Consider the following 12,357-nt stretch of genomic DNA (forward strand, 5'->3'; position numbering starts at 1 on the left):
TGCCAAATCGCTTTTAGAACGCTGGAATGCTGATAAGAGGATGAATCGACACGCGAACTTCCATTACCTCTATCTTGGTAATTGGCTGATAAGTCACGCCGTCTAACTTCCCAAGGCAAAGGGTCCACAGAGTGGCGAAAATGGCAAAGCGAAAGGTAAAGAAGGCTGACACACGCTCTCGTCAGCGCATGTCTGCCGAAGATCGCAAGGAACAAATTGTCGCTGCGGCAATCCGACTGTTCTCAGAACACGGTTTTGAGAGCAGCACGCATGACCTCGCCAAAAGCCTGGGCGTCACTCAGCCAGCCATCTACCGGCATTTCCCTACCAAGGATGACCTGGTCAATGCGGTCTATGAGCGGGTTTTTCTCAGCGAGTGGCGATCCTCTTGGGACCTGATCCTAGCGGACCGCAATGTAAATATTGAGGATCGCCTATCCGCTTTCTACACCGAGTATACGCGCCGAATATTCGAAACCGACTGGAGCCGGATCTACCTTTTCTCCGGCCTGAAACGGCTTCAAATCAATCGTTGGTATGTAGCCTTGGTCGAAGAGCGCGTCCTAGGCCGCATCGGCGCCGAGTTGCGGATCGCCTTTGGCTATCCGTCCGCTGAAGAGGTCCCACTGACCGCCGAAGAGATCGAGGCGCTTTGGTTATTTCACGGCGGCATATTCTACTACGGAGTACGAGACCGCGTTTACGGGATCACGCCAAAAGTCGATTCGGCGACAGCCGTCGAACTGCTTGCTCGTGTCGTAGTGGGCGGCATGCGAACCGTCCTCGAGCGCATAAAATTTCCGGCGATGGCTGGCTGACCGCCGATCTAGGCGGAATCAAGCCTAGGCCAGGAGCCGTGGGCACCAAGCCCGGACTCCTCGTTGGTTCGAAAACCATAGTTATTGATCGATAACTTATAAAGTGACAATCTCCTTAGCCGCGGTGACATGCGTCACCCGCATCGGCAGAGGTAGATATGGAACTGAACGACAGCATTGTGATCCCCGCTCCACCTGCTCGGGTGTTTGCCGCACTTAGTGACCCTTTGATCTTGCGCGGCTCAATTCCGGGCTGCGAAACCCTGGATCGCATCGACAATGATCGGTTCGACGCCACCGTCGTCCTACGCATCGGCCCGATCAAGGCGCGTTTCGGCGGCCAAGTAAAACTAGATTCCAGCGGGGCTCCCGATCATTTCTCGCTTAGTGGCGAAGGCAGCGGAGGCATGGCCGGCTTCGCCAAGGGTGCAGCCCACGTGCAGCTTGCGGCGGTACCGGAGGGGACTTGCCTCACGTACAAGGTCGACGCTCAAATCGGCGGAAAGCTCGCCCAATTGGGAAGCCGGTTGGTTCTGGGAGCCGCGCGCACCCTTGCGGCGACGTTTTTCGAGCGGTTCTCGAGAGAACTCGTTCAAGGAACCGACTCCCAATTTTAGGCTTCGCAAGACAGCGGGCAAAGACTCCGCTGCGCACGCGGTGCTACTGGACGCCATATGAATTGAACTCAATACTGACCACTGATAGGCGATGCAGGTCGCATCCTATCTCGCGGCTACACCACGATACAGACCGCGTGCGATTGGCGCGCCCGGCGCATTTCGCAGAGGTGCTCATCGCTTTCAGATCACGAGCGATTGCCGGTACCCTTAGTAGTCAGACAGCTCATGCGATTGGAGCCGAGACGCCAAGCATTTTCAAGCATTGAGCGACACGCGCCACGAAGAGATCACGATTGGACGCGTTGCCTTCGCCATGACTAACCGATGGTCTCACATCTCACGGAGATTGGCCCGTGCGAGTGTCGGCTCCTACGCCGAGGTCTACGATCGGCTCCTCAAGGTGAGTATAGTGGATATCGAACGGCTTGTTCGTGATGAATAGGAACGTCACATCGTTATCGACCTGCGCACCATGAAACATCCTGGTTCCTTCGGGAAACCAGACAAAGCTTCCGGGCCCGAATTCCCCTGCAGATGTCACCAGAATGCCGTCCAGCACGTACATGCCGTGCGCACAATTATGCCAGTGCGACACATTGGTGAAACCCGCCTTGTAGCAGACCTTAGACACGGTCATCCCCTTGTCGCCATCGATGACAAGCGGCTTTGCAAGAATGCTTGAATTGAGTTCCGGTATGTTGAGTGTCTCCCACGACTTCTTGTTTGTGTCGATCGAATAGACTTCGTCTCTATTCACCACATCTCTCCTTCCTTGCGCATGCCATTCGGAAACGCAAATGACCGCTTTGGTTACCAGCCAGCGACGTCCGACAAGGTTGAGCTTTCACGTCTTGCGATTCAGGAAATCGTGCAAGCGCCACCGGAGCAGGCGTCGGCCCGACCAACAGCCCTCAAGAGAGCTGCCTCGAAGATTTCTACTGACTGCGCTCCGCTAACTACCTCGCCATCGATGTCGAAAAGCGGCACACTCCGTATCCCCTGTTGCTGCGCAGCCCGTTCGATGTCCCAAACCTTCTGTGTCTCGTCCTCACTTGCGAGAAAGGCTGCGACGCGATCGCGATCAAATCCATTTTCCGCGGCGACATCTGCCAGCACTGATGCGTTTCCGATGTCACGGCCCTGCTCAAAATAGGCTGAGAGAATCCCCTTCGCCACCGGCGTTGCAAGACCCCGCAGTTCTGCGAGCCGCATTAACCGATGCGCCAGCAATGTGTTGGGAGTCCGCTCCATCGCAGCATAGTTGAATCTGACATTATCGTCCCTTGCGGCTTCGACAGTATGGGCGTCTAGCCTTTGGCTGCGGTCCCAACTGCCGAACTTGAGTGTCCGATAGGTCTGCCGCTTCATGCCTTCGGGCGGCATATCGGGATTGAGTTCGAATGGCTGCCATTTCTGCTCGACGATAACGTCATCCGGCAGTTTGGCGAGCGCCCGCTCCAGCCTGCGCTCGCCGATGAGGCACCACGGGCAGATGAAGTCCGACGTGATCGTAACAGTAAGCGTCATGAGTTTTTCTCCGCTTCGTGGAGCTCATTTGCGCCCACTTACCTGGAATGATAATGAGCTGAAATCTGTGATGTTCTTTGCGCTTGGCGCAACGGTGGGAGATGGACAGATTTGCGGCCCTGACGAGCTTTGTCGCCGTCGTTGAACATGGCGGCTTTGCCCCCGCAGCCCGCCGCTTGGGCGTAGCGCCGTCGTCGCTGACCCGGCAACTCAACGCTCTTGAAGAAGATCTTGGCACGCCGCTCCTGAATCGCTCGACGCGCAGCCTGACCCTCACCGAGGCTGGCACCCACTACTATGAAGACGCCCGGCGGATTCTTGAGGAACTCGAACTCGCTGATCGGGCAGTGAATGAACTTTCCGGGCCGCCAAGTGGTCTGCTCAGGGTGACGATTCCCGTCGCTTTCGGAAGACTGCATGTCGCAACCGCCATTCCGATGTTTCTCCGCCGTTATCCGGGAATGCGCCTCGATGCGCGGCTGACCGACACGGTAGTCAATCTTGTCGAAGATAGAATCGATGTGGCGATCCGGCTCGGACCGCTAGTCTCGTCCAATCTAGTGGCTCGAAAACTGGCGCCACATCGCCGAGTCATCTGCGCGAGCCGGGATTATCTCGGAGAACGTGGTTCTCCCGCCACTCCGCAAGACCTAGCCCATCACAACTGTCTGCTCTTTGACTATCTTTCCGGCGATAGCTCCTGGACATTCACTCGGGATGGAATGACTGAGAAGGTCGCAGTGTCTGGCAATCTGCGAGCAACCAACTCCGAATTCTTGCGAGAAGCCGCAGTTGGCGGTGCGGGATTAATTCTCATGCCAACCTGGTTGGTAGGCGATGATATTGCTGCGGGAAGACTTTTGCCAGTCCTTGAACAATGGTCGACCGCACCAACGGGCGATCAAGGTGCCATCTGGGCTATATATCAACAGAACCGGCGCGGATCAAAAAGGCTGACGGCCTTTATCGATTTCCTCGCGGATCATTTCGGCTCGCCGCCCTATTGGGATCGCTATCGTGACAATGTCCCGACGAAACTCGGATGACCTATCCCAGCATCGTCCTGGCCGAACATTGCGTGAGGCGCAAAGGATAAAGCGACATTCGTCCAATTATCATTGGCAAAACATAGGATCATCTAAACGGGCATCAGGAAAGGAAAGATGCCCATGGCTCCCCTTACTCGCCTTAGTGAGCAGAATAATAGGCCGCGCCGCGCGTTGGTCATCGGCGGCTCTCTCGGCGGCCTTTTCGCAGCCAATCTCTTGCGTAGTATCGGTTGGGACGTCGATATTTTTGAGCGTTCCGCTCATGATCTTGACAGCCGAGGCGGCGGTATCGTGTTGCAACCGGACGTGGTCCGCGTCTTCCATCGCATGGACATTGACCTCAAAGCGATCGACCTCGGCGTGCGCTCCGTCTATCGGACGGTTTTCGCGCCAGACGGCTCGGTCCGCTCCAAGCATTTCGCACCCCAGACCCAGACGTCTTGGTCACTAATTTACACCACGCTGAAAGAGGCCTTCGGCGACAGACGCTATCATTCAGGGAAAACACTTCGTCGGATTGAGCAAGACGTCGAAAGCGCAACAGTTACCGCGCTATTCACGGACGGATCGATCGAAGAGGGTGACTTGCTGGTCGGCGCGGACGGCGGCAATTCCGCGGTTCGGCAGCAATTCTGGCCCGAACAGATTCCAACTTACGCCGGCTATCTCGCCTGGCGCGGGCTTGTTCCCGAAGGCGCGATGCCGCCCATCGCTCGCGAGATGCTGCATGGCGATTTCGGCTTCGCGAGCAACAAGGGGTCTCACATACTCGGGTATCTGGTACCCGGCGAACACAATGATGTGCGCGAGGGTCATCGGCTCTACAATTGGGTCTGGTATCGCGTCGCTAACGCTGAACTACTCTCCGCGATCATGACCGATCGCGATGGTCATCATCGCGGCTACTCCGTCCCGGAAGGCATGCTTGATGAGAAATGGATCGACCACATTCGCAACGACGCCAAGGCCATGCTGCCTCCTGCTTTCCGCGAGATCGTCGAGGCGACCAAACAGCCATTTGCCCAAGCTATCCGCGACCTAGCATCCGAACGCATGGTCGCTGGACGGGTCATCGTCTTGGGGGACGCGGCGGCGATCCCACGCCCCCATACTGCAGCGAGCACCTCGAAGGCCGCGTCGAACGCACTCGATCTCGTTGACGCGCTGCAGTCCTTCCCTGGTGACGTCGAGACCGCTCTGGCCAATTGGGAGCCAAACCAAGTGGCCCTTGGCAAGGCTCTGTACAGGCAGGGGACCGAGGCAGGAAGCTACTTGCTTTTCCATCGCCCGCCGCCGGTACAGGTCGGCTAGAGCCGTGTCCATGGGCGTCACCGGCGGGAGAAACTACTTGTGCGGCGACGTCAGCGACGGACCCTAACTGCACTGAGGTGACGCAATCGACATCCGAGGAACGATTGATGATTGCCAGTCAGCACGATGCCGGCACAAAGCTATACCAGGATGGTCAACTGTCCGTCGGAATCGTTTTGCCAGTACGCCAGACGGAACATGACACGGTTGACTTTCAAGAACAGGTGGAGTTGGCGAGACTAGCGGACAAACTTGGCTTTACAGCTGTTTGGGTACGTGACGTTCCGTTGAATGGGCCTTGGTATCCAGAGACTTTTGGGCACCCCGACCCATTTAGTATGCTAGGTGCGATTGCAATGGCAACGTCGCGCCTTTCAATCGGGACAGCGGCTACTGTCTTGACGCTTCGTCACCCGCTTCACATCGCGAAGGCTGCGATCACTCTGGATCGACTGACTGGAGGTCGTTTCGTCCTAGGCTTGGGGTCTGGCGATCGACGCGAGGAGTTCGCGGCGTTCGACGCGGACACTCAGGATCACAAGATACTGTTTCAGCGTCACTGGAGCGCGCTCGCGGCCGCGCTAGAACAACCTTCGCGCATCGCTCAGAATCTCCTAGCCCCCGCTGTCACGTACGAGATGCGTCCATCCGCATTGAGCCGAATTCCAATGGTTGCGATCGGATCAGCCGGGCAATCCTTAGAATGGATTGCACGCAATTGCTCGGGCTGGACGACCTATCACAGACCGCCGGACGTTCAGCGTGATCGGCATGCGATGTGGCGACGGGCTGTCGATCGCGTAGCTACTGGTCAGTTTCGCAGCTTCGGCGTCGGTGTTCACATTGAGCTGCTCGACAACGCGTCGGCGCCGGCCGACCCCATCCACCTCGGCTACCGCACGGGAACGTATTCATTGTCCCGTGTCCTCGGCAACATGCGAGACGCGGGCGTTCACCACGTACTCCTCAATCTGCCACCTACCGGCGAACCGCCGCGACACAAGCTTGAACGTATCGCGGCCGACGTTCTATTGCCCCTTACGAGATGATCCTCGGACGATCACCCTAAGCTGACAATTGCTTCCAGAGACACGAAATACCTACCTCGGCCGCCGACATGGCTGAGTACGCGGCCGCCTATAGTCAGCCAGGCCCCTTCAGGGCCGGGATGGAGATGTACCGGCAATTCCCCCAAGACGCGGCCGACAACAAGGCTGCGGGACGTCTTCCCTCGGAACTGAAGGTGTTGACACTCGGCAGAGAAAAACGGTGGGGACCGGTCATGGTGCAGCGGATCGGGAGCATGACGTCCAACGTCCGGGGAGGCTCAGTTAGCGACTGCGGCCATTTCCTGGCTGAAGAACAACCTGCACAGGTCATTCAGGCGCTACGAGAGTTTTGCCGCTAAGCGACCTACTTTGATCGACGGTCAGCCCAACGTTGAGATTCCGACTCCGACCCCATCAGAAAACAGGAACCGGATGCCACGCGTTTCGAAAACTTTGCATATGTCGCGAAGGGTTCTTTGTTCGGCTGCCGACGTGTCCCGCTCCAGCCGCATGATGGTGTGCCGAGTCAATCCCGCTGCTGTCGCGACCTGATCTTGGCTCATGGCAAGCCAAACCCTCGCGGCCCTCAGTTGGGCCGCGTTAACCACGCCGGAGCTTACTTCTTGTACCATAAGTAACACTATGTTATTTTTGAAGCGCCTTCCGTCGGGGAGAACACTCGCGGAAGCTTGACGGCTATTAGGATGCCTGAAGGGCAGTCGAATCCTTTAGCCCCCCTCCAAAACCAGCACTTTCCCATCGACGCCAAGACTCCCTTGACGCAGCCGCCACTGCGTCAAGGACTGGAATCGCGTTCTGAGCGTAATGGATGGCTTCCCCCCGTTCAACAAAACCGGGAGAGACGCCCAAATCGTCGTCTCCTGCCGACCTGAGACGGATCCAGTCGGGTGACGCACCGCCCGCCCATATCTTAGAAGGAAGCCCGCTTTTGGATCGGTGGTCGTTTGGCTTCTTGCCGGCCGCTTGTCTCGTTGGCGCCGTCTACCAGCATCCACTGCTCGGAAATCGGACCTCACTGCACACTTCAGAGGTCGTTTTCATTGATCCGAGCAAGCGTTGGGCACGTACACGATCCATGTACTATCGATTGGGGACAGAGCAGCAGGATCCTTTGCCGGCGAGCTGATTCCCGCACGGGAGTCACAGGGGATCTGCTGCCGCCGCGCGTAGCGCGGTGCGCCACCGAACCACAGACCGCCCCAAAGGGTTGGCCGCAGCGAGGCGTAGCCGCTCGTGGTTACGCGCTTCTCGCGCCTGCGTACCTCCCCTTTCTCCTGCGCCACGTCCGCTTGGATAGTCCGGAACACAAGCGTGTGTTGGTCTCTGTAGACGCTGTCGTCTGTCAGAGTGAGTGCCGCATGAAGATTCAGATCTTCTCCGACCTTCATATCGATGTCCTTCCCAACAAGGATATCACGATCGTCGATAACATCGACGTCGTGGTCGTTGCTGGTGATGTGTGCGAGGGTGCGCTGGATGCCTTTAGTCACCTGCGATGGATCGTGCCCATTCGTATCCCGATCGTGATGGTGCTCGGCAATCATGAGTACTACCGCAGCTTCATTGGGGACGAGCTTGAGCTTGCGCGCTCCGAAGCGCCGGCGTCCAATATCCACATCCTTGAGGACGACAGTGTCGTAATTGGTGGATGCCGTTTTGTCGGCGCGACGCTTTGGACCGACTACCGGATATTCGGTGATGGCAACATTCCGAACGTGATGGCTACTTGCGCCGCTGGAATGAATGACCACCGGCGGATCGGGTGGACAAAGCAGCCGTGGCGACGCTTTCGACCACAGGAGGCGGCACATCTGCACCATCGGTCCAAGGCCTATCTAAACAGAGTTCTCTCGACTTCCTTTGCCGTTCCGACGGTCGTGGTCACCCACCACGCCATCCATTGGGACTCGATTCTTCCAAAATACCGCAACGACCGCCTGACCGCGGCCTACATGTCCGACCTTTCGGAGGTGATCACCACCCATAAGCCTGCCATGTGGATCCACGGACACGTCCACAATTCCTCGGACTACATGATCGGTGACACCCGGATCATCTGCAATGCGCATGGTTACGGCTCCGAAAACGAGCGATTCGACGGCGCGTTGGCGGTTCAGATCAGCGACTGAGGCACGTAGCGCTCCGGCCCTCTCACTCTCCATTCGAACTGTGTCGAGTATGCACATGTTGACATCATTGTTTCCGTTTCTCGACCCCGCGCACATCTCGCCAAATCTGTCGCGCCGCCTTCGTGACCTGGCCGATGATTGCGACCGGCTCGAACTTAGGCGCTCTGTCTCAGAGCTACTGAAACAGGCACCTTTGCTGGAAGACTGGGTCCCAGTCGTAACCCCACGAGGTGTGAAGTTGGTCGGACGTGTCACCGGTCATCCCATCCTCGGCGATGGCACCGCGGCGACGAGCCAACTGTGGTTCGCCGATCCTGACGGCTCTTGGGTTCGGACGCTCTCGCGATTCTATCGCCTTAGAAGGCCGCTCGAGCGCAATGGCCTTTGACACATCTTGACCTCGAAGGCAGCACCAGTTGGTAGCGGCGGTTGGAGAACGAGACATGAGCGCAGCTGATGACATCGACGACTCCGAACTGCCGCCGCCTTCGGACCGCATCTCGTCTGGTGCGGCAACGGATTCGAGCACTTGGGACGAGCGCTTCAAGGGACTGCCTCGGATCCAACGCTACGCCATGCTCTTCGTCGAGGGGGCCATTCACATACCTCAGCGGCTAATGGCGGAGACTGCCGAACTCTGTCCATTGCTGCCAGAGAATGCTGCATGGGCCACGTTGCCGACGCCGAAATCCGCTTCAGCACTCGCGGCGCGGATTGATCATCTCGCCGTCAGCCAGAACAATCCAGATCTTAGGAGCCTTGCTGACTGCGTTCGACTGGTGTCATTGCCATTGCCCTGCGATGCGATCTATTTCGATGACTACCGCCGGGTGGGGAAGGCCCTGGTAATTGCGTTCCAAATGCTCGCTAAGCAACAACACGCTTTACGCTTCGACCTCGAGCGCTTCACCTTCGGTTGGGCCGCACTCCCCGCATGCACCGACCTCGTGCCGAGAAACGGCTCAGCAGCAGAGAGCGCCCCGTACCTTGGAAGCCGGATCGCAGAGCACAGGATAATCGAAGCTGCTGTCAGGGCTCGACGGAAAGCCAGGGAGGAGCACGAGCGCCAAGACGAAGCACGCCGTCAGGCGGAGGAAGTCGAGCAGGAAACGAAAGCGCCAGCACTCCTCCCGTCGGTTGCAACAGAAGTCGTTCCAGATCACCACCTCGTGGTTGCGCGGCTAAGCGAAAATCAGATGAAGAGTCCAAAGCTGAAGGACATCCTCGGCCCGCTGAAGGATGCCATCAATGATCCGCTGCCATTGGTCGAAGTACGACTGCTGCACGAGGTACGCGCCGCGCTGATGTTCGAGTTCCCCTATGCTATTGAGGTGATCGACTTCGCACTGACTGATCTTGTTGGGCGTAGCACTGTGCACCTGCGCCCCCTCTTGATCGTTGGTGACGCGGGCGGGGGCAAGAGCCGGTTCGCCCGTCGCCTCGGGGAGACCCTGGGCCTCAACGTCTGGCGGACCGACGCCAGCCGCTCGGACGGCGCAGTGTTCGGCGGCACCGATCGACGCTGGTACTCGGCAGAGCCGTGCCACTCGTTTCTCGCAGTGGCACAGGGGAAGATTGCTAATCCGCTCGTGTTGATTGACGAAATCGAAAAAGCCGGAACGCGTTCCGATTACGGTCGGTTCTGGGATTGTCTGCTTGGCTTCCTCGAGCCGGAGACCAATTCCCGGTATCCTGACCCTGCATTGCAGACAAATCTGAATCTGTCACAGGTCAGTTACGTCGCGACCGCCAATGCGCTGGACCCACTTCCGTCACCGCTCCGCGATCGCTTTCGCGTTGTTAGGTTTCCGAAACCGACGCGAGAACATCTCGATGCATTGCTGCCGGCTGTCATGGCCGATCTCGTGCGCGAACGTGGACTCGACAAGAACTGGGTGACGCCCCTGAATGCTATCGAGCGGGCAGCGGTGACGCAGCACTGGCCCGGCGGGTCGGTCCGCCTTCTGCGTCGCGTCGTCGAGGCACTCTTGGTCCACCGCGATAACCAAGCGTCGAGGCACTGATCAGCAAACATTTCACAATCTTGTGTTCAAGACGCCTCTTTTTCCTGTGGAAACGCGCGACTTGAGGCCCTTGAGGACAGCCAAAACATCAAAAAACTCGCCCCGCTTCGCGCCAACTCTCCGATATCTCGCAGCGGACGCCGAGTAGCAGAATCATTAAGACCCATCGGTCGATTCAGGCATTCGAGAGGTCGCGGCACACGCCTTATAGGTCGACTGAATCAGTCGGGCGGCAAAAGTCGAATCGTTTCCTGAGCTTATCCGGCTAACAGATTCAGGATTCTCAGAAAATGCTATCTCTCTCCCGCTTTCAACATGCAGGTTTCCGGGTCATAAGATCGCCCTAACGCGCCCATGCGGCGTCCACTGATCAAGAGGGTGTCCAATGTCCATAACGATCATCACTTAGCAAAAATGCGCACCGTTGCGGGTGCGCATTTCGCAGGTCAAGGCCGAAGCCCCAGGCTGTGTCCCTAGCAGGACAGTCTGAGAATCGCATGCACCGTAGCAAGGTGCAAGCGCGATTTGCTGCCTCGGTACTTGACCTCCCCTTTCCGAACTTTCCGGAGCGCTGCTTGTCCGTCCATTTGGACTGAGCGCTCCTCCTTTGTCTGGAGGTCACATAGATGCAGTTGCGCAATCAGGGCGCCGTCCCGGCCCGTGGGCCACTTCCCGAAGCGGACCATGATATTTGGAAACCCACCGCCCCCAGCGGCGGAAGCCGCTTGCCCAGCCTACGATCTCGGTACTCATCGACGGGATTCATCGTCGAGGACGGCCGCGTCGTGTCTTTTGAAAGCCGCCCGGAGCGCTTTGCCGCTGAGGCTTTCGCGATGGATCCCAATATTTCGTTCATCCTTGAGCAGCCTCCGCGCGTCGCATACCGAGATGGCGGTAAGCTCCACCACCATACGTTCGATTTCTACACGGAGATGGTCAGCGGACGGCGAACACTCACGGCGATCAAACACTCTCGTCGTGTAGTCCGCAGCGGTATCCGCCGTACGATTCAGCTGATCGCCCAGCAAACCGGCCGCGGCCTGGCTGACGACATCGTGCTGATGACAGAGCTCGATTTCTCGGTGAACGAGAGATTCAACGCGGAGTTGGCGCATGAAACAAAGCGCTGTCCGGCTCCCGCCGATGACCAACAGGTTCGCGAGATCACGTCCGAACTTGAAGGCGTTGTAACGATCGATGACATCGTTTCACGTAGCGGCCTCGGCGCCCAGGGCTTTCGATCCATCGTACGTCTGATCGCCGGCGGCTTCTTCCAGCTCGCTGATCCGGACACCCGTATTGACTACGGCACGAAGATCCGCCGAGCCAAGCCCACCTCTCCCACATCGAACTGAGTGGTCAGCATGAGCCCGTATCCCATCTTGAGACGCGGCGAAAGTCGACCTCGTGCCCGCGGACCGCCGCACAGCGCCAAACAATCTAATCCGGACCAAGAACTGCACCTTTCACTGTCAGACCACAGGAAGAACTCATGACTGCCCACAAGAACCTACGCCGGCGCCCGATGCACGAGGGTCGCGCCTTCACGCACATCCCGAAGGCTCCGCCTCGCCAGGACTTTGGCCCGTACTTCGCTGGTGGACCGTTCCGTCAAACTGTGCGCGCAGCCGTCCCGGCTATACCAGAGCCCCGTTCTCGCTAGTCGACGCTTCGACCAAGAAGGAGATCACCAACATGCATTTCATTTTCAGGCCTGGCGATCATATCGCCATCCGTCGTCGCGACTGTCGCCAGCTGAACCGGGAGCCATGCGGTTCTGAGCTCATCCCAATCGACTCTGACGAACAG

At 58.0% G+C, this 12,357-nt stretch carries 13 protein-coding genes; 10 read left to right on the forward strand and 3 right to left on the reverse strand.

The window, feature by feature from the left end; all coding sequences use genetic code 11:
• Positions 1–140 precede the first annotated feature (140 nt).
• Entirely contained in the window at positions 141–818 is a 678-nt protein-coding gene (locus BI327_RS10655) for a TetR/AcrR family transcriptional regulator (protein ID WP_076860206.1), read from the forward strand.
• Between the two features lie 158 nt (positions 819–976).
• The gene (locus tag BI327_RS10660; protein WP_076860207.1) at positions 977–1,435 is read left to right on the forward strand and encodes a CoxG family protein; all 459 of its coding nucleotides are present in this window, start codon (positions 977–979) and stop codon (positions 1,433–1,435) included.
• Between the two features lie 340 nt (positions 1,436–1,775).
• Here the strand turns inward: BI327_RS10660 and BI327_RS10665 are convergent, their stop codons facing one another.
• Together BI327_RS10665 and BI327_RS10670 are read right to left on the reverse strand one after the other, a co-directional pair.
• Complete coding sequence (locus BI327_RS10665; protein WP_076860208.1) at positions 1,776–2,195, reverse strand: cupin domain-containing protein; 420 nt, start codon at positions 2,193–2,195, stop codon at positions 1,776–1,778.
• A gap of 101 nt (positions 2,196–2,296) precedes the next feature.
• Positions 2,297–2,965: a DsbA family oxidoreductase gene (locus BI327_RS10670; RefSeq protein WP_076860209.1), complete on the reverse strand. Its 669-nt coding sequence runs from the start codon at positions 2,963–2,965 to the stop codon at positions 2,297–2,299.
• A gap of 101 nt (positions 2,966–3,066) precedes the next feature.
• On the opposite strand from BI327_RS10670, the gene BI327_RS10675 reads away from it, so the two are divergent.
• The 3 genes from BI327_RS10675 (at position 3,067) to BI327_RS10685 (ending at position 6,374) form a co-directional block, all read left to right on the forward strand.
• The gene (locus BI327_RS10675; protein ID WP_076860732.1) at positions 3,067–4,011 is read left to right on the forward strand and encodes a LysR family transcriptional regulator; all 945 of its coding nucleotides are present in this window, start codon (positions 3,067–3,069) and stop codon (positions 4,009–4,011) included.
• Positions 4,012–4,134: 123 nt separating this feature from the next.
• Complete coding sequence (locus BI327_RS10680) at positions 4,135–5,325, forward strand: FAD binding domain-containing protein (protein ID WP_089025435.1); 1,191 nt, start codon at positions 4,135–4,137, stop codon at positions 5,323–5,325.
• A gap of 107 nt (positions 5,326–5,432) precedes the next feature.
• On the forward strand, positions 5,433–6,374 hold the full coding sequence (locus BI327_RS10685; RefSeq protein ID WP_076860211.1) for a TIGR03571 family LLM class oxidoreductase: 942 nt from the start codon (positions 5,433–5,435) through the stop codon (positions 6,372–6,374).
• A 380-nt stretch (positions 6,375–6,754) separates the two neighbouring features.
• On the opposite strand, the gene BI327_RS43725 is transcribed toward BI327_RS10685, so the two are convergent.
• Positions 6,755–7,006, reverse strand: coding sequence for a helix-turn-helix transcriptional regulator (locus BI327_RS43725; protein ID WP_083742024.1), 252 nt, complete (start codon positions 7,004–7,006; stop codon positions 6,755–6,757).
• Between the two features lie 197 nt (positions 7,007–7,203).
• Between BI327_RS43725 and BI327_RS43730 the strand changes: the two genes are divergently transcribed.
• The 5 genes from BI327_RS43730 (at position 7,204) to BI327_RS10720 (ending at position 11,903) form a co-directional block, all read left to right on the forward strand.
• Positions 7,204–7,521 carry a DUF6634 family protein gene (locus BI327_RS43730; protein WP_394329843.1) on the forward strand — a complete coding sequence of 106 codons (318 nt, stop codon included), beginning with the start codon at positions 7,204–7,206 and terminating at the stop codon, positions 7,519–7,521.
• A 232-nt stretch (positions 7,522–7,753) separates the two neighbouring features.
• A complete protein-coding gene (locus tag BI327_RS10700; RefSeq protein WP_076860734.1) occupies positions 7,754–8,524 on the forward strand; it encodes a metallophosphoesterase in 771 nt (256 codons plus the stop codon).
• A gap of 55 nt (positions 8,525–8,579) precedes the next feature.
• A complete protein-coding gene (locus tag BI327_RS43655) occupies positions 8,580–8,912 on the forward strand; it encodes a DUF6634 family protein (protein ID WP_076860735.1) in 333 nt (110 codons plus the stop codon).
• A 55-nt stretch (positions 8,913–8,967) separates the two neighbouring features.
• The gene (locus BI327_RS41035; RefSeq protein ID WP_083742025.1) at positions 8,968–10,548 is read left to right on the forward strand and encodes an AAA family ATPase; all 1,581 of its coding nucleotides are present in this window, start codon (positions 8,968–8,970) and stop codon (positions 10,546–10,548) included.
• 626 nt (positions 10,549–11,174) lie between these two features.
• Entirely contained in the window at positions 11,175–11,903 is a 729-nt protein-coding gene (locus tag BI327_RS10720) for a hypothetical protein (RefSeq protein ID WP_143271577.1), read from the forward strand.
• The last annotated feature ends 454 nt before the right edge of the window (positions 11,904–12,357 follow it).

The sequence above is a fragment of the Bradyrhizobium mercantei genome (assembly GCF_001982635.1).
GTDB lineage: Bacteria > Pseudomonadota > Alphaproteobacteria > Rhizobiales > Xanthobacteraceae > Bradyrhizobium > Bradyrhizobium mercantei.